This window comes from Variovorax sp. PAMC26660, assembly GCF_014302995.1.
GTDB lineage: Bacteria > Pseudomonadota > Gammaproteobacteria > Burkholderiales > Burkholderiaceae_C > Variovorax.
Window position 1 is genome coordinate 2,576,196 of record NZ_CP060295.1, and the last position, 16,750, is coordinate 2,592,945.

Here is a 16,750-nt window from a genome sequence, read left to right on the forward strand (position 1 = left end):
GATGAAGTTCGCCGACTTCCATGCGGGCCAGGTCATCGAGGCCGGCCCCTACGTGCTGACCGAAGCCGAGCTCCTGCAGTTCGCGCGGGCCTACGACCCGCAGTGGTTTCACACCGATCCCGAAGCCGCGGCCGAAAGCCCCTTCGGCGGCCTGATTGCCAGCGGCTGGCACACCTGTTCGATCGCAATGCGGCTCGTGGTCGAGGCGGCACTCGCGGGCTCGGAGTCTTTTGCGTCGCCGGGGCTCGAGCATGTGCGCTGGCCGAACCCCGTGCGGCCCGGCGACGCACTGCGGCTGGTGGCCGATGTCATCGAGGTGCGGCGTTCCGAGAAGCGACCCACGCTGGGCATATTGCGCTGGCGCTGGCGACTCTTCAACCAGCGTGAGTCGATGGTGCTGGATGTGGAAGTCACCAGTCTTTTCAGGCTGCAGGCCGCAGGCTGACGCAAAGCAGAAAACCCGCAACGGCGAGCGCTGCGGGTTTCTTTTTTTGCCGCTGAAGATTACTTCGTGATGTCCACGGCGCTCGAACCCTTGGCCTTGCCATTGGCCTTGGCGCCAATGCCGGTGCCTGATGGCTTCACTGCGCCGCCGGCAGAGCCCACGGCGCCTGTCGCGCTGTTCAGCGTGCCGCCCACGGTGTTCGTGAGGCCGCTGGCTGCACCGGTCGCGCCACCTACGGCACCCGTTGCGCCGCTCACGGCCCCGGTGGCACCGCCGACCGTGCTGGTGGCGTTACCAACGGCACCTGTCGCACCGCCGACCACACCGCCCACCGTGCTGCCCAATCCGCTCGCCGCATTGCCATGGGTCGATGTGCCCGCATTCGCGGCGGTACCGGCTCTGGCGCCTGTGTTGCCTTGTGCCTCTACGGGTGCCGGTGCGGTCTTGACGGCGCCGGATGCATTGACATCGGCGTTCACGCCCACACCGACGTTCTGTGCCTGTGCGAATCCGCTCACGGCAAGAAGGCCTGCGAGCAGGGCGCCGACGACGATGGACTTGTTGTGTTGTTGCTTCATGGGTGACTGTTCCTTTCGTTTGAATGGTCACTGACTGACAAGAACCGGCTTTGAGGCCAGTTCGGTCGCTACCGTGACCACTGCGGACCCTGTCGCCGTGTGCGGTTCATTCGCTCTCGCTTGTGGGAGGTGTCCGTCGTCCGTAGTGCGGGGTTGCGCGTTTGTGGTGGTCTTTTCAGGGCGGGTGCGAATGACGCCAGGTGCTCCCCTGTGCGAATGTCCCCCGCTTCGCTCCTCCTTTATTTCGCTGCGGGGAGCACCCGGCGTCATTCGCACATGGGCACGCTGCTGGTGATCCTGCGATCAACCACCGCTCTGTCCAACGCTCACGCTGATACGGGGCTCTTTTTCGCGAAATAAAGGAGGAGCGAAGCGGGGGACATTCGCGAAAAAGAGCACCGTGTCGGCGTGAGCGACGCCCTGAACAACAACCCCCCGATCGGCGACCCAAAAAGCCGAAAGACCCCACGCCCCGCCACACCAAACATATGCAACTAATAATGTTGCATGAAACGAGACGGCAAGCTTTCAGGCGTCCTCCACGTGCTGCTGCACATGGCCGAGATGGACGGACCCGTCACCTCCGAGTCCTTGGGCAAGGCGATGCAAACCAACCCGGTCGTCGTGCGGCGAGTCATGGCCGGCCTGCGGCAGGCCGGGTTCGTGAGTTCTGCCAAGGGCCACGGCGGCGGCTGGGTGCTGTCGTGCACCTTGTCCTGTGTGACTTTGGGCGACATCCACAACGCGGTCGGCGCGCCCGCGCTGCTGGCCATGGGCAACCGCACCGAAAGCCCAGGCTGCGCGGTCGAGCAGGCCGTGAACGCGGCGCTCGACGGTGTCTGCGAAGAAGCCGAGGCCCTGCTGCTCAAGCGCTTCAACAGCATCACGCTGGCCGACCTCTCCAAAGACTTCCATCGCCGCATGACAGGCGGCGGCCTCACCTTGAAGGACATTGAACATGCGCTATGACGCTCTTGTCGTGGGCGGCAGCTTTGCCGGCCTTTCTGCTGCAATGCAGCTCGCCCGCGCACGCAGGAAGGTGTGCGTGGTGGATGCGGGCGCGCCGCGCAACCGTTTCACCGCGCAGTCGCACGGCTTCTTCGGACAGGACGGCGTACCGCCGCTGAAGATGATTGCCGACGCGCGCGCCAAGGTGCTGGCCTACCCGAGCGTCACCTTCATCGAAGGCCATGTCACCGCGGCCCAGGCTGACGGCGCGGGCGGCTTCACTGTGTTGCTGCAGGGCCGCGACGTACCGCTGTCGGCCGACCGTATTCTGCTGGCCTTCGGCGTGCAGGACGGCCTGCCCGACATCGACGGGCTGCGCGAGCGCTGGGGCACCAGCGTGCTGCACTGTCCCTATTGCCATGGTTACGAGTTCAGCGACCGGCGCCTGGGTGTGCTCTTCGCAGCCCCGATGCCGCCCGACCATGCGCTGCTCATCGCCGAATGGGGACCGACCACGCTCTTCCTGAATGGCAATAACGCCGACGCGCTGGACGACGAGGTGCGCCAGAAGCTGCAGGCGCGCGGCGTGACCATCGAGCCGGGGCGCGTCGTCGGTCTGGAAGGCGCGGCGCCCGACCTCGCGGGCCTTCGCATCGACGATGGCCGCCTGGTGCCCATCGATGCACTGTACGTGGCGCCGCGCCCGCGCATGGGCAGCCCGCTGGCGGAGCAACTCGGCTGCGCCATCGACGACGGTCCGGTCGCACCGATGATCCGCACGGACATGTTCAAGGCGACCACGGTGCGTGGCGTGTACGCCGCCGGGGACATCGCGACCCCGTTCCAGAACGCCACGCTGGCTTCGGCCGATGGTGTGTTCGCGGGCGTGGCGGTGCATCGTTCGCTGGTGTTCGATGCCTGATTTTTTGAAGGCGCGACCGGGTTCGCAGGTCAGCAAGACAGGCGGGAGACGACCGCAAAACGACTTTGATGAGCGGGGTCGGCAAAACAGGCCAAAAATCCCCCTATAATTCGAGACTTGTCACGCGGGAATAGCTCAGTTGGTAGAGCGCAACCTTGCCAAGGTTGAGGTCGAGAGTTCGAGACTCTTTTCCCGCTCCAGATCGCATGAAAAAGGCCACCTTACCGGTGGCCTTTTTCTTTGGGTGCTCGGTTTGAACCGAGCCCCGGTCAAGTCAGCCCTTCGCCGGCAACACCGTCCCCCGGCTCTCCCCGAACCCGATGCGCGCATGCCCGGGTTTTTCGCACCAGCCGCGCAGCAGCACCGCATCGCCGTCTTCCAGAAAGGCGCGCTGCTCGCCGTTGGCCAGCGTCACCGGGCTTTGTCCGCCGCGCGCCAGTTCGATGATTGCGCCGGCTTCGCCGGGCCCCGGGCCCGAAATCGTGCCGCTGCCGAACAGGTCGCCCGCATTCAGCTTGCAGCCGCCCATCGTGTGGTGCGCCACCATCTGCGCCACGCTCCAGTACTGGTGCCTGAAGCTGGTGCCCGACAGGCGCGACGGTCCGCTCTTGTCCTCGCGCGCCTTGTCGCTTTCGAGCCAGACCTCCAGGCTGATGTCGATCGCACCACCGTCGCGGTTCGCCTGGCTTTCCAGGTAGCCGAGCGGCTGGGGTTCGTCGGCCGGCCGCATCCAGGCCTGGCGGTAGGGCGCGAGCGCCTCCATCGTCACGATCCACGGCGAGATCGTGGTCGCGAAGTTCTTCGCAAGAAACGGCCCGAGCGGCGCCATCTCCCAGAACTGGATGTCGCGCGCCGACCAGTCGTTGAGCAGGCAGATGCCGAAGATGTGTTCCTCCGCATGTTCGAGCGGAATCGGCTCGCCGGCCGCATTGCCTTCGCCGATCCACACGCCGAGTTCGAGCTCGTAGTCGAGCCGCGCGCAGGGGTGGTACGTCGGCGCCTTGGCGCCGGGTGCCATCGTCTGCCCCATCGGCCGGTGAAAGCGCTGGCCGCTGACGCCGATGGTCGACACGCGCCCGTGGTACGCGGTCGGAATCCAGCGGAAGTTCGGCGTCACGTCGCCCTCGGGGTTGAACAGGCGCGTGATGTTCAGCGCATGGTCGATCGATGTGTAGAAGTCGGTGTAATCGCCGATGCGCGCGGGCACGGTGTACTCGACCTCGGCCTGCGACACGAGGCACTTGCGCAGGTCTTGCACCGTGGCCGCCGGCGCATCGCTTTGCAGCAGCGCGAAGAGCGCATGACGCAGCGCCTGCCATGCGGGGGCGCCGAGCGCGAAGAAGTCGTTCAGCGCGGGCAATGCGGCGGCACGTGCCGCATCGAGCGCGAGTCCGTCGACATGCGAGCCTGCGGCCAGCGCCGCCAGGTCGAGCACCTGGTCGCCGATGGCCACGCCGCCGCGAAAGGGCTTGGGACTGCCGATGCGGCGGAACATCGCATACGGCAGGTTCTGGATCGGAAAGTCGGTGCCAGCGACATTCGCCGATTCGACCCAGCTGCGGGCGTTGGCGTCGTGCGTGTGGTTGAGCGCGATCATGATGGGGTTCGTCCTTCGCTGCTCGTTCAAACCGATGCCATCAGCGCATCGTCGAAGATCGCGACCGCGCGCGTCCAGCCCGCCGATGCGCCGCGAATCTTGTGCGGAAAGCAGCTGATGAAGAAGCCCGTGGGCGGCAGCACCTCAAGGTTGTGCAGCTTCTCGATGTGGCAGTAGCCGATGTCGCGGCCGGCCTTGTGGCCTTCCCAGATCAGCGAGGCGTCTTGCGTCTCGCCGTACTTCTTGGCGGTGTGCACGAAGGGCGCGTCCCAGCTCCATGCATCGGTGCCCGTGAGCCGCACGCCGCGCTCCAGCAGATACATGGTGGCTTCGTAGCCCATGCCGGCGCCGGCCGACACATAGTCGTTGTTGCCATAGCGCGAGCCGGCGCGCGTGTTGATCACCACGATCTCCAGCGGGCTCAGCGTGTGGCCGATGCGCTTGAGTTCGGACTCGACGTCGTCAGCCGTAACCACATAGCCATCGGCGAAATGACGAAAGTCCAGCTTCACGCCCGGCTGGAAGCACCATTCGAGCGGCACGTCGTGGATCGCAATGGCGGGCTTCTTCTCGCCCAGCGCCTTGTCCATGGTCGAGTGAAAGTGATAGGGCGCATCGAGGTGCGTGCCGTTGTGCGTGGACAGTTGCACCAGCTCCACCGCCCAGCCTTCGCCGTCCGGCAGGTCCTCTTTCTTCAAGCCGGGAAAGAAAGGCTCGATCTGCTCGTAGGTCTGCTCGTGCGTGAAGTACTGGATCTTCGGCGCGAAGGCAGGCGGATCGGACAGCACATCGTTTTCCAGAAAGATCGAGAGGTCGACAAACTTGCGTGGCATGGCGGGACTCCTTGTGGGGGTGTGGTTGTTGGCGTGAAGGAAGGACGGAATGAATGAGCGAGCGGATCGATCAGGGCTGCTGCCAGCGCAGCAGGCGCTTCTCTGCAAAGGCCAGCAGTGCATTGCTCGCGAAGCCGATGAGCCCGAGCAGCACGATGCCGGCGAAGAGATCGCTGGCGCGGAAGGCACGCGCCGCCAGAAGAATGGCCTGGCCCAGGCCGTTTTGCGATGCGATCATTTCGCCCACCACTGCGACGATCAGTGCAATGGTCAGCGCCAGGCGCATGCCGGCCAGGACGTCGGGCATGGCGTTGGGCAGGCCCATCTTCCAGATGTACGCGGCGCGCGACATCTGCAGGCAGCGCGCCACTTCCGACAGCCGCGGCTCCACGGCCGCGAAGCCGTGCACCGTGGCCAGCAGCACCGGCCACATCGCGCCGAAGGCGACCACGAACAGCACCATGCCGGGGTTCAGTCCGAAGATCGAAATGGCGAGCGGCAGCAGCGCCGATGCGGGCAGCGGACGGATGAATTCAAGCGTTGGCTGCACCCATGCGCGCACCACCGGCGACGTGCCGATGGCCGCGCCCAGCACCACGCCGAACAGCGAAGCCAGCAGCCAGCCTTCGACCATGCGGCCGACCGTCGCCTGCGTGAAGGCGAGCAGTTCGCCGTTGCCCGAATCGCCGGAGAGGTTGAGGCCTTCGAGCAGGCTGGCGAAGGTGGCTTGCGGCGTCGGCAGGAACACGCGGCTGACCCAACCGGTATTGCTCGCGACCCACCAGAGCGCAATCAGCGCGCACAGCACGGCGAGCGAGCCGAGCCAGTTCGCGCAGGCGCGGTTGCGGTTGTCGCCGTTCATGACAACACCCCCATGCGCCGTGCGACCACGCGCTGCAGCAGCAACATGCCCGCGTTGACCGCGAAGCCCACCACGCCGATCCAGCCCAGCCACGCGAGCATCAGCGCGGGGTCGAAGCTCTGCTGCGCAATCATCATCGCGTAGCCCATGCCGTTGGGGTTGGCGGCGATCTCCACCGTGACGGCCACCACCAGCGCCACCGCCACGCCGAGCCGCAGCGCGACGAACAGGCGCGGCACGATGGCCGGCAGCACGATCTTGAAGGCCCGCTCGCGCGCCGACAAACCCAGCACGCGGCTGACTTCGAGCAGCCGGGGCTCGATCTGCTGCACGGCCGACTGCACCAGCACCAGCAATGGCCAGAAGGTGGCAAAGGCGACGATGGCCAGTTCCATGCGCACACCGAAACCGAAGCCCAGCATCGCGAGCGGAATCAGCGCGACGGAGGGCACGGGGCGCAGCACTTCGATCGACATCGAGCCAAGTTGTGCCGCGCGACGCGAGAGGCCGAGCAGCAACCCCAGCGCGATGCCGAGCACCGCGCCCAGCAGCAGGCCGAGCGCCGCCGTGCCGAGCGTGAAGCCCGTCGCCTGCCACAGCGAGCCGTCCATCGCTGCACCTACAAACGCCTTGGCCGCCGCACTCGGCGGTGCAATCGCATCGCTGCCCAATGCAGCCGCGCGCCGCGCGTACCACTCGAGGGCACCGACCAGCAGGGCAGGGAACACCCATGGCCGCAGCCAGCGCAAGAGGCGGCTCTCAGTCATGGCCCTGCTCGATGAAAGCGAACAGCTCACGCCGCAACTGCAGGTATTCCGGATGCTCCTTGGTCGTGAGCTGGTCGCGCGGACGCGGGATCTTCACGTCGATCATTCGCGCGAGGCTGGGCCGTCCCGGACCGGGGTTGGCCTGCAGCGCGATCACGCGGTCACCCAGGTAGATGGCTTCTTCCAGGTCGTGCGTGACGAACAGCACCGTGAGCCCGGTCTCGCGCACCAGCCGCGCCAGTTCGTCCTGCAGGCTCTGGCGCGTGAGCGCATCGAGCGCGCCGAAGGGCTCGTCCATCATCATCAGCTCGGGCTGCTGCGCGAGGCAGCGGGCGATCTGCACACGCTGCTGCATGCCGCCGGACAGTTGCACCGGAAACTTCTGCGCATGTTTGGCAAGGCCGACCTTGCCGAGCACATCGGCGATGCGCGACGCGCGTTCCGCCGCGGGCACGCCGGCGGCTTCGAGCGCCAGGCTCACATTGCCTTCCACCGTGCGCCAGGGCAGCAGTGCACGGCCGTAGTCCTGGAACACGAAGGCCACTTCGCGCGAGGGCTCGGTCATCTTCACGCCGTTGCGCCGCACCTCGCCCGCGCTGGCCGTGACGAGGCCGCTGGCTGCGCGCAGCAGCGTGGTCTTGCCGCAGCCGCTGGGGCCGACGATGCAGACGAACTCGCCGCGCGCCACGTCGAAGGAAGTGGGCGACAGAATCTCGCGACCGCCCAGGCGGATGGCGACGCCGTCGAAGCGCAGGAAGGGTGTGGCTTGCATCGGGAAACTCGTCGGCGAACGTGCAACGCTCGCGGAAAGCGTGGCGCGCGCGGTGATCGGGGCGGGAGCGGAAATCACTTGGCGATCAGCTTCGCAACATCGATGTTCGTCTTGAGCATGTCCTGCTCCTTCATCAGCCCGGTCCAGTAGCCGAGCTGCTTTTCGCTGACCATGGGGCCGGGCGGCGAGATCTGCACCTTGGCCAGTACCTCGGGTGGCAGCTTGATGTATTTGCCGATGCTCGCGCGCACCTTCGCGTCGTTCTTCGGCTGCTGCATGAAGGCAGCCGATTCGACCAGCGACTCGCGGAAGGCGCGCGCCGTCGCCGGGTTCTTCGCCACCCATTCGCGCTTGGCCGCATGCACGATCGTCTGGTTGTTCTCGGGCAGGAAGGTCGAGTAGTACGAGGCCACATAGCCCGCGCCGCTCTCGGTGATGCGGCTCATGAACGGGTCGGCCGACACCACCGCGTCAACCGAGCCACCACGCAGCAGGTCGGCATGCTGCGGGAACGCGGCTTCGACGAAGTTGACCTTGCGGTAGTCCACGCCGCTGTCCTTCAGCCATGCGCGGAAGGTCACGTGCAGGAAGGCGCCCAGGCCCGGCACGCCGATCTTCTTGCCGATGCAATCCTGCGGGCCCTTGATGCCCGAGCCCGCGCGCGCCACCAAGCCGAAGCCGGTGATCGTCTTCGAGGTGAGCCCGCCGCCGGCCACCAGCACCAGGTCGAGGCCGCCATCCACCGCCTGCAGGAAGACCGAAGGCGTGGGGCCTCCGATCTGTAGCGAATCGGATTGCAGCGCCGCCGGGATCGTGGAGTTGAGCGGAATGAACTTGAGTTCGACGTCGAGGTTGCGCTTCTTGAAGTAGCCCTCTTCGGCCGCCACGAAGACTGAGGCGAAGTCCGTCACGGCCGTGTACCCGAACACGATCTTCGGGGTCGACTGTTGCGCGTGCGAAGGCAGCGCGGCGGTGGCCGATGCCGCTGCCAGCGCAGACAGCAGGGTGCGTCGATTCATCATGGCTTTTGTCTCCTGGGGGTGGTTTTGTTCGTGCGTGGGGTCTTGGGCCGCGGCAGCGCGGCGCGCAGGCCGCCGACGATGAAGTTCACCAGCATCGGCGCCACGGCGGGGTCGGCGCGTGTGTTCTCGCCGCGCGAGAGCCGTTCGATGCGGCTGTCGTTCAGGTGGTGCAGCAGTGAGCCCAGTGCGAACTGGTAGCCCCAGGCGGCCTGGCCGCGCGTGGCGTGCGGCAGCGCGATGTGCAGCGCATCGATGTACGCCTCGGCCAGCGGGTCGAAGTAGGCGCGCAGCACGCGGTCGGCTTCCTCGGTGGCGTGATACAGCTCGCGCGCCACCAGCAGTGCGTAGTACTCGCCCTCGGAACTTGCGCGCAGCGCCAGCACGGGCGCGGTGAAGGCTTCGATGATGCGCGGCAGCGTGCGCGTGTCGTCGGGGTCGATGCTCACCGCGGCCAGCCCCGCAAGCCGCGCCTCGATGGAGTGCGCCCAGTGCTCGAAGATCGCGTGAAACAGCTCGTGCTTCTGGCCGTAGTAGTAGCCCACCAGTGCCAGGGGCACGCCAGCCTCTTCAGCGATCTGGCGGATCGTCACCACGTGGTAGCCGTGCTGCGCGAAGAGCTTCTCGGCCGCCAGCAGGATGGCCTGCTTGCGGTCGGGCCGCGTGGCCTCGGCGGTGATGGCGGCAGCCCTTGGGGCGCTGCGTTTGACGGATGGAATGCGGGCGTTCATGGAGGCGTATTGAACGCTTGTACAAAAATGTTGAACACGCGTACAAACCCTGAGGTCAACCCCGATTGAGCACGGTCGTTCGCAGCGCTACGCTTGGGGCATGCCCGCTCCCAATATTCCCCAGATCCGTCTCTATCAAAACTGGCTGCGCGAGACACGCGGCCTCTCGTTCGACAGCTACGACGCGCTGTGGCGCTGGTCCACCACCGAGCTCGATGCCTTCTGGCAGAGCATCTGGGACTACGCCGGCCTGCGCTCGCCCACGCCGCACACCGCCGTGCTCGCGCAGCCGCGCATGCCCACCGCGCGCTGGTTTCCCGGTGCCCAGGTCAACTACGCGCGCGAGGTGCTGCGCCACGCGGATGCTGCCCACGCGGCCGGCATGCCGGCCATCGTGAGCGACAACGAACTTGGCGAAGTGCGCGAGCTGTCGTGGCCCGAACTGCGCCGCCAGGTGGCCGCCGTGGCGCTCACGCTCAAGTCGCTCGGCGTGCAGCGCGGTGACCGCGTTGCGGCCTACATGCCCAACGTGCCAGAGACCATGGTTGCATTCCTGGCGTGTTCCAGCATCGGCGCCATCTGGAGCGTGTGCGCGCCCGACATGGGCACCGCCGCCGTCACCGACCGCTTCCGCCAGATCGAGCCCAAGGTGCTGATCGCCGTCGATGGCGTGCACTACGGTGGCAAGCCGCTCGACCGCAGCGCGGTGCTGCAGGAGCTGCGCGGCCAGTTGCCCAGCGTGCAGAAACTGCTGCTCGTGAAGTCGCCGTTCGCCGCGAGCGCGGTGGCACACGATGTCGAGTGGACCCAGGCCATTGCGCGCGACGACGCCGAAGTCGCCGCCTTCGAGCCCGAGTGGCTGCCCTTCGACCACCCGATCTGGATCGTCTATTCGAGCGGCACCACCGGCCTGCCCAAGCCCATCGTGCACGGGCAGGGCGGCATCATCCTCACCATGCACGCCTGCGGCCTGCACAACGACGTGGGCGCGAGCTACGGCGCCAACAACTTCGGCGAGCGCTACCACTGGTACAGCTCCACCGGCTGGGTGATGTGGAACTCGCAGCTCTCGGGCATGGCCTTCGGCGCGACCATCTGCATCTACGACGGCAACCCGGCGGGCAGCAAGGAGAAGCCCGACTGGAGCGTGTTGTGGCGCTTCGTCGCGCGGCACAAGGTCACCTTCTTCGGCGCGGGCGCGGCCTACTTCACCAACTGCATGAAGGCGGGCCTCGTCGCCAAGGACTGCGGCGACCTTTCGCGCGTGCGCGCCCTCGGCAGCACCGGCTCGCCGTTGCCCGAAGAGGTGCAGCGCTGGGGTTCGCAACAGATCCTGTCTGCCGGCTCGAAGGAGGTGTGGTGGTGCAACATCTCAGGCGGCACCGACTTCTGCGGCGCCTTCGTCGGCGGCAACCGCGACCTGCCCGAAGTGCCGGGCCAGATGCAGTGCCGCGAACTCGGCCACGCGGTCGAAGCCTGGAACGAGCAGGGCCAGCCGGTCATCGGCGAGGTCGGCGAACTGGTGTGCACCCAAGCCATTCCGTCGATGCCGCTGTACTTCTGGGGCGACGAAGGCAATGCGCGCTACCTGTCGAGCTACTTCGACACCTACCCCGGTGTGTGGCGCCACGGCGACTGGATCAAGATCGGCGAAGACGGCGGCTGCATCATCTACGGCCGCAGCGACGCCACCATCAACCGCCAGGGCCTGCGCATGGGCACCAGCGAGATCTACAGCGCGGTCGAGGGGCTGCCCGAAGTGCTCGACTCGATGGTGGTCGATCTCGAATACCTGGGCCGCGACAGCTACATGCCGCTGTTCGTGGTGCTGCGCCCTGGCGTGGCGCTCGACGACGCGATGCGCACGCGGCTGAACAACGCGATCAAGACCTCGCTGTCGCCGCGCTTCGTGCCCAACGACATCTTCCAGGTGGCCGAGATTCCGCGCACGCTCTCGGGCAAGAAGCAGGAGCTGCCGATCAAGAAGCTGCTGCTGGGCCAGCCGATCGAGAAGGTGGTCAATCGCGAGGCCATGGCAAACCCTGGAAGCCTGGATTGGTATGTGGCTTTCGCCGCGCAACGTGCCTCCGCATAATGGGGCGCATGAAAAGACGCACCAGCCTCCTCCTGCTTTCCGCCGTTGCCGGCGCTTCCTTGTTGAGCGCCTGCGCATCGCCTTCTTCCACACCATCGCCATCGGGCGGTGGCGCCGCGCCGCTGCGCGTGACCGGCACGGTGGCCTACCGCGAGCGCATCGCGCTCGATCCCTCGGCCGAGGTCGTGGTGCAACTGCTCGACGTGTCGCGCATGGACGCACCCTCGGTGACCCTTGCCGAGCAGCGCTTCAAGGCCAACGGCAAGCAGCCACCCATTGCCTATGAGCTGAGCGTGGACCCCGCACGCATCGACCCCCGCATGCGCTACGCGGTGTCGGCGCGCATCTCGCGCGGCGACCAGCTGCTGTTCATCAACGACACGCAGTATTCGGTGCTCACGCAAGGCAACGGCACCACCGCCAACCTGATGCTCGTGCGCGTCACGCAAGCGCCTCGCTGACGGTCCCTAGGAAGTTCGCAGTTCGTAGAGCACCATGCGCGTCTGCCGGCCGCGCAGCTCTACCAGCTCTTCGATGCGGCGCGTGCACAGCCGGCCCTTCAGCGCCTCGAAGGTGACTTCCGACATCAGCATCTGCGTGCCCAACTGCTTGTTGATGCCCTCGATGCGGCTCGCCACGTTCACCACGTCGCCGAACGCCGTGTAAGACAGCCGGTCGTTCGAGCCCAGAATGCCCGCGATCACCACGCCCGTGTGAATGCCGATGCGCGTGCGGAATTCGGGCAGCCCGTCGGCGTGCCATTTCCGGTTGAGTTCGGTCATCTCCACATGCAGTTCGAGCGCGGCAAGGCAGGCCTTGTACTCCGCGTCTCTCAGGTCTGCGGGCGCACCCCACAGCACCATGATGCCGTCGCCGATGAACTTGTCGATGACGCCGCCGTGCCGCGTGAATACGCCCGCCGCGAGGTTGAAGTATTCGGTCAGCATGCCGACCAGCACGTCGGTGTCCAGCGATTCAGAGATCGAGGTGAAGCCCTCCACGTCGGTGAACATCACGGTGATGCGCCGTGGCGAACCGCTCGGCGCGAGCGCATGCCCTTCGTCGATGAGCTGGTTGATCACGTCCACCGGCACGAACTTGCTGAAGGCCTTGAGGCTGCGCGCGGAGTCGTCGAGCGCCTGGTCCAGGTGCTGGATTTCGAGCACGCGGCTGGGTTCGCGCGGCAGGTTGTCCAGCTCCAGCAGGCCGATGCGGCGCGCGATGCGTGAGAGGTTCTCGACCGGCGAGGTCACCAGCTTCGACAGCTTCAGCGACAGGAACAGCGCGATCCCCAGGAAGGCCAGCGCCAGCAGCAGCGACCACAGCACTGCGCGCCGCAGGCCGCCCAGCAGCATGTCTTCGGGCACCCAGCTCACCAGTTGCCAGCCGGTGGCCTGGATCTGCGAGGTCTGCACCAGGTAGCTGCGGCCTTCGTAGGCGAAGGCGAAGTCCGTGTCGGTGCCGCTGCCCGCCGTGCCCGCGGCCACCATGTGGTCGTGCAGCGCGCCGAGTACGCCCGAGGGCGGCCCCAGGCGATGCAGGATGCCGGGCATGTCGCTGCGCGCGAGCACCTGGAAGTCGGCGCTCAGCAGGGCGCTGTCGCCATAGCCGTCGCTGCTGAAAAGGCGCACGAACTCCGACAGCCGGCCCAGCGACACGTCGCCGGCCACCACCAGTGCCTGCGAGCTGCCTTCGGCATAGCGGCGACGGCTGGGCAGCGCGTAGGTCACGCCCAGCTCTTGCGCGGCGGCGAACACATAGGGCTTGGTCCATACCGGGCCTTGCGCCGTGCGGGCCTGCAGATACCAGCTGCGCCTTGTCGGGTCGTAGTCGCTGCGGTAGGCCTCGATGCGCTGCGTGGCGTAGCGGTTCTGCACATCGGATTCGGCCTCCAGCGGCAGCTTGTACTGCCAGGTCTCGGTGGTGAAGCCGGGGCCGCGCGCAATGTGCCGCATGGCGGGCGTGGGGTAGCGCAGGGCCATCAGCATCTGGCCCACTTCGTTGGTCACATAGATGCTGTCGAGTTCGGGCGACTGCTCCAGCAGCGTCCACAGAAGCTCCGACGTCCGGTCGGCATGGTCGCCCGCAGGGCGCAGGCTGGGGGCGCTGGCCACCGCATCGACGACCGACTCGGCCTTCTTGAGGAAGGCCCGTACCTTGTCTTCGGTGCGGTCGTGGTTGGCCTTGTGCGCGGAGACCCCGATGCGGGACACCAGCCGTTGGGACCCCCAGTAGCCCAGCGAGACCAGCATCAGCGACTGGGCCAGGGCCACGGCACTGACGATGGTGCCCACGTCCACCCTGAAGCGGCGAGATCGCCCGGGTGGCGCGACAAGCGCCGTATGGGGTGACGGTGCCGCCGTGGCGGCAAATTCAAACGGCGGCTTTCCCGCCACACCCGGATTCCCGGACGAGTTCATGTTCATACAGCTCCCTGACGACCACTCGAGCGCACCCGCAGCGGTGAGGCCGCGGGTCGACATCCGGTGAGCTCACGGCCCCGATCGTTGTTGTCGGAGATCCTGGTGTGCGCCGGATGCGGGCGCGATTTTCGCTCGACTTCGGCTTTGTGTGCGTTATTGCACGGGCAGAAGAGGTTCGGGGCTTGCGTCGACCGAACGGAAGCGGTGGTGCTCGCCGATCTCTCCGCGCACCGCGCTGGCGGCATCCGGTGCATGCGATCGGATCGCCGTTCCAAAAAAATATTTGCAGATCGAGCGACGGATTCCGGCGGCTGGCTCCGTTCAACCATCGCGCTGCTTTTGCGCTTCAGGGAGTTTCTTGATGTTCCTTCGCTCGTCTCTTGTCGTCGCGGCTGTCTGCGCGCTTGCATTGACCGGTTGCGTGGTGGCGCCCGCGACCATCCGCCCGGCCTACATCGCGCCCGCCGGCGTGGCCTATGTCGCGCCGACCTACGCGATGCCCGCCCCGGGCTATGTGTGGCGCTATCACTCCCACTACGGCTGGGGTTGGCATCACTCGGTGTATGGCTGGCATCGCGGGTGGTACTGATGTCTGAGCCGTCCCGCCTTGCGTTCGTCCTCCATGTCCAACCGGGTTCTTTCGTGAAATCAAAAAACGTGCTCTCAGCCCTCGGCGCTGGCCTCCTGGCCCTGATCGGCGCTCTCGTGACGACGGTGTCCGCGCAGGCCCAGCCAGTCATCGTCGTTCCGCCGCCGGTGGTCGTTGCGCGACCCGTCTATGTCGCGCCGCCGGGCGTCGTCTATGTCCGGCCGACCTATGTGATTCCGGGGCCAGGCTATGTGTGGCACTACCACGTCCACCACGGCTGGGGCTGGTATCACCCCCACTACGGCTGGCATCGCGGCTGGCACTGATCCATTGCGCGCCTGTCTTCCTGTCGACAGAGACACACATGGACCCGAGATCCGTCATTCTTGTGCTCGGCCTTGCCTGGCTGGCGTCGGTCGGGCCGCTGCCCGCACCGGCGTTCGCGTATGTCGCGCCTGGCATCGCCCTCCAGCCGCTGCCGACCTTGCGGGCCGCCGCCGCCGGTCGCACGCAGGGACAACGCGAGGCGAAGGCACAGAATCTCCTTCGCGGGCAGCAGGAGCTTCAGCATTGAAACCGGCAACCGCCGCGGAGCGTTCCGACCCACAACCGGCTTTGTCCAGTGGCTGATTCAGACCCAGACGACCTCGACGAGGATTTGCTGCAGCGCCTCGGCCGCAACGAGCCGCAGGCGGCGCGCGAGCTGGTCATCCGCAAGTTGCCGCGCCTGCTGGCGCTGGCCCAGCGTCTGCTCGGACGGCGCGGCGAAGCCGAAGAGGTGACGCAGGAGGCGTTCGTGCGCATCTGGAAGCAGGCCCCCAAGTGGCGCCGCGGGGAAGCCCACTTCGATACCTGGCTGCATCGCGTCGTGCTCAACCTCTGCTACGACCGGTTGCGCACAGGCGCTGCCCGCCACGAGCAGGCCGTGGATGAGCCGCCAGACCATGCAGACGCAGCGCCCACGCCGGAACAGCACTGGGGCCATGCGCAGCGCGACCAGCGTGTCGCATCCGCGCTGGCGCGGCTGCCTGCCCGCCAACGCGAAGCCATCGTGCTTCAGTACTACCAGGAACTGTCTCATGCGGACATCTGCAAGCTCATGTGCATTTCTATCGATGCGCTCGAGAGCCTGCTCGCGCGTGCGCGCCGCAACCTGCGCGCAGAACTGATGGAGGCCCAGCCATGACACCCGAACGCTTTGAAGAACTTGCCGACGCCTGGGGTGCCGAGCTACGCCGCTGGCCCGACGCCGAGCGTGCGGATGCGCAGGCGCTGCTCGAACGCGACGCCTCGGCCAGGGTGGTCCTTGCGCGCGCCGCCGAACTCGATTCGATGCTGGACGCCAGCGTCGTCGCATCGCCTGCTGCTGCGCTGATCCAGGCCGCGCTGGCCGGCGCGCCCGGTCAGGGCGTGAAGCGCGGGCGCACCGGCCAGCGCCGTACCGGATGGTGGTGGCCCGGCACATGGGCCGCGGGTGTCGGCCTTGTCGGCGCCGCCGCCGCCGGCGCGCTGGTGTTCGGCCTGGCCCTGTCGGTCATCGTGCCCCCGGGGCGATCGACGGGAATGGACAGGGACTGGGCCGCCACGACTTTCGATGCCGGCAACACGGCAGACTGGAGCGACGAGTGAACGACGAACGACCCAAGCGCGGGATCAACTGGACGTTGATGTCCGTCCTGCTCAACGTATTCCTTGCCGGCGGCATCGCAAGCAGTGCCTGGTATCTGTGGAGCAGCAGCCAGCACGCGCAGCACCATGACAGGCCGGCCGCGCAGGCGACGGCGGGCGGCACGGGGCCGGTCAAGCCGCGCAGCCTGCCGGCCGCCGCCGACAACCTGTCGCCCGCGCAGCGCCAGGCATTCCGAAGCGGCTTGCATGAAGTGCTGCGCGACAACGCCGGGCTGACACGGTCCAGCCATGAAGGTCGGCTGGAGGCCGCGCGCCTGCTGGCTGCGCCCGTGCTCGACCGCGCGGCGATCGATGGCGCGCTGGCGCGCACCCGCGCCGCCGACATCGAGCAGCGCGAACGGATCGAGGCCTACGTGATGGCCTACGCGGCCACGCTGCCGCCAGCGGACCGCGAGAGCTTTGCGCAGGCACTGCCCGGGCTGCAGGGGCCCTTCCATGTGACTGCGCCGCGAGCCAAGCCTTGACCGCTCCGACGAAGGC

At 66.9% G+C, this 16,750-nt stretch carries 20 protein-coding genes and 1 tRNA gene; 12 read left to right on the forward strand and 9 right to left on the reverse strand.

Going from position 1 to position 16,750, the window contains the following annotated elements; genetic code table 11:
• Nucleotide 1: 1 nt before the first annotated feature.
• A complete protein-coding gene (locus H7F35_RS12435) occupies nt 2–445 on the forward strand; it encodes a MaoC family dehydratase (protein ID WP_187113157.1) in 444 nt (147 codons plus the stop codon).
• Nucleotides 446–504: 59 nt separating this feature from the next.
• Here H7F35_RS12435 and H7F35_RS12440 read toward each other — a convergent pair whose 3' ends face one another.
• On the reverse strand, nt 505–1,023 hold the full coding sequence (locus tag H7F35_RS12440) for an adhesin (RefSeq protein ID WP_187113158.1): 519 nt from the start codon (nt 1,021–1,023) through the stop codon (nt 505–507).
• Between the two features lie 507 nt (nt 1,024–1,530).
• Between H7F35_RS12440 and H7F35_RS12445 the strand changes: the two genes are divergently transcribed.
• From H7F35_RS12445 to H7F35_RS12455, 3 genes are all read left to right on the forward strand, one after another.
• Entirely contained in the window at nt 1,531–1,992 is a 462-nt protein-coding gene (locus H7F35_RS12445) for an Rrf2 family transcriptional regulator (RefSeq protein ID WP_187113159.1), read from the forward strand.
• Complete coding sequence (locus H7F35_RS12450) at nt 1,982–2,893, forward strand: NAD(P)/FAD-dependent oxidoreductase (protein WP_187113160.1); 912 nt, start codon at nt 1,982–1,984, stop codon at nt 2,891–2,893. The genes H7F35_RS12445 and H7F35_RS12450 overlap by 11 nt, the downstream gene beginning before the upstream one ends.
• Before the next feature lie 124 nt (nt 2,894–3,017).
• Nucleotides 3,018–3,093 (forward strand) — tRNA-Gly (locus tag H7F35_RS12455).
• A 74-nt stretch (nt 3,094–3,167) separates the two neighbouring features.
• Here H7F35_RS12455 and fahA read toward each other — a convergent pair.
• From fahA to H7F35_RS12490, 7 genes are all read right to left on the reverse strand, one after another.
• Nucleotides 3,168–4,490 carry a fumarylacetoacetase gene (gene fahA, locus H7F35_RS12460; RefSeq protein WP_410010775.1) on the reverse strand — a complete coding sequence of 441 codons (1,323 nt, stop codon included), beginning with the start codon at nt 4,488–4,490 and terminating at the stop codon, nt 3,168–3,170.
• Nucleotides 4,491–4,516: 26 nt separating this feature from the next.
• Nucleotides 4,517–5,323, reverse strand: coding sequence for a cyclase family protein (locus H7F35_RS12465; RefSeq protein ID WP_187113161.1), 807 nt, complete (start codon nt 5,321–5,323; stop codon nt 4,517–4,519).
• A 70-nt stretch (nt 5,324–5,393) separates the two neighbouring features.
• Nucleotides 5,394–6,185, reverse strand: coding sequence for an ABC transporter permease (locus H7F35_RS12470; RefSeq protein ID WP_187113162.1), 792 nt, complete (start codon nt 6,183–6,185; stop codon nt 5,394–5,396).
• A complete protein-coding gene (locus tag H7F35_RS12475) occupies nt 6,182–6,952 on the reverse strand; it encodes an ABC transporter permease (RefSeq protein ID WP_187113163.1) in 771 nt (256 codons plus the stop codon). The genes H7F35_RS12470 and H7F35_RS12475 overlap by 4 nt, the downstream gene beginning before the upstream one ends.
• Nucleotides 6,945–7,802 (reverse strand): ABC transporter ATP-binding protein, encoded by an 858-nt coding sequence (locus tag H7F35_RS12480; protein ID WP_222622020.1) that lies wholly within the window; start codon nt 7,800–7,802, stop codon nt 6,945–6,947. The genes H7F35_RS12475 and H7F35_RS12480 overlap by 8 nt, the downstream gene beginning before the upstream one ends.
• On the reverse strand, nt 7,799–8,746 hold the full coding sequence (locus tag H7F35_RS12485; protein ID WP_187113165.1) for an ABC transporter substrate-binding protein: 948 nt from the start codon (nt 8,744–8,746) through the stop codon (nt 7,799–7,801). The genes H7F35_RS12480 and H7F35_RS12485 overlap by 4 nt, the downstream gene beginning before the upstream one ends.
• Complete coding sequence (locus H7F35_RS12490; RefSeq protein ID WP_187113166.1) at nt 8,743–9,474, reverse strand: TetR/AcrR family transcriptional regulator; 732 nt, start codon at nt 9,472–9,474, stop codon at nt 8,743–8,745. The genes H7F35_RS12485 and H7F35_RS12490 overlap by 4 nt, the downstream gene beginning before the upstream one ends.
• A 100-nt stretch (nt 9,475–9,574) precedes the next feature.
• Here H7F35_RS12490 and H7F35_RS12495 point away from each other — a divergent pair, with 100 nt between their 5' ends.
• Together H7F35_RS12495 and H7F35_RS12500 are read left to right on the forward strand one after the other, a co-directional pair.
• Nucleotides 9,575–11,569, forward strand: a complete 1,995-nt coding sequence (locus H7F35_RS12495) for an acetoacetate--CoA ligase (protein WP_187113167.1) — start codon at nt 9,575–9,577, stop codon at nt 11,567–11,569.
• An 8-nt stretch (nt 11,570–11,577) separates the two neighbouring features.
• Entirely contained in the window at nt 11,578–12,030 is a 453-nt protein-coding gene (locus tag H7F35_RS12500) for a YbaY family lipoprotein (RefSeq protein WP_261803611.1), read from the forward strand.
• Nucleotides 12,031–12,036: 6 nt separating this feature from the next.
• Here the strand turns inward: H7F35_RS12500 and H7F35_RS12505 are convergent, their stop codons facing one another.
• Nucleotides 12,037–13,995, reverse strand: a complete 1,959-nt coding sequence (locus H7F35_RS12505; RefSeq protein WP_187113169.1) for an adenylate/guanylate cyclase domain-containing protein — start codon at nt 13,993–13,995, stop codon at nt 12,037–12,039.
• 358 nt (nt 13,996–14,353) lie between these two features.
• On the opposite strand from H7F35_RS12505, the gene H7F35_RS12510 reads away from it, so the two are divergent.
• The 6 genes from H7F35_RS12510 to H7F35_RS12535 are packed head-to-tail and all read left to right on the forward strand — an operon-like array spanning nt 14,354 to nt 16,734.
• Entirely contained in the window at nt 14,354–14,581 is a 228-nt protein-coding gene (locus H7F35_RS12510; protein ID WP_187113170.1) for a hypothetical protein, read from the forward strand.
• Nucleotides 14,582–14,634: 53 nt separating this feature from the next.
• Nucleotides 14,635–14,907, forward strand: a complete 273-nt coding sequence (locus H7F35_RS12515) for a hypothetical protein (protein WP_410010776.1) — start codon at nt 14,635–14,637, stop codon at nt 14,905–14,907.
• A gap of 38 nt (nt 14,908–14,945) precedes the next feature.
• A complete protein-coding gene (locus tag H7F35_RS12520) occupies nt 14,946–15,155 on the forward strand; it encodes a hypothetical protein (protein WP_187113171.1) in 210 nt (69 codons plus the stop codon).
• Nucleotides 15,156–15,203: 48 nt separating this feature from the next.
• Nucleotides 15,204–15,767: an RNA polymerase sigma factor gene (locus H7F35_RS12525; protein WP_187113172.1), complete on the forward strand. Its 564-nt coding sequence runs from the start codon at nt 15,204–15,206 to the stop codon at nt 15,765–15,767.
• Nucleotides 15,764–16,210, forward strand: a complete 447-nt coding sequence (locus H7F35_RS12530) for a hypothetical protein (RefSeq protein ID WP_187113173.1) — start codon at nt 15,764–15,766, stop codon at nt 16,208–16,210. The genes H7F35_RS12525 and H7F35_RS12530 overlap by 4 nt, the downstream gene beginning before the upstream one ends.
• Nucleotides 16,207–16,734 (forward strand): periplasmic heavy metal sensor, encoded by a 528-nt coding sequence (locus H7F35_RS12535; RefSeq protein ID WP_187113174.1) that lies wholly within the window; start codon nt 16,207–16,209, stop codon nt 16,732–16,734. Before H7F35_RS12530 ends, H7F35_RS12535 begins: the two co-directional genes overlap by 4 nt.
• The last annotated feature ends 16 nt before the right edge of the window (nt 16,735–16,750 follow it).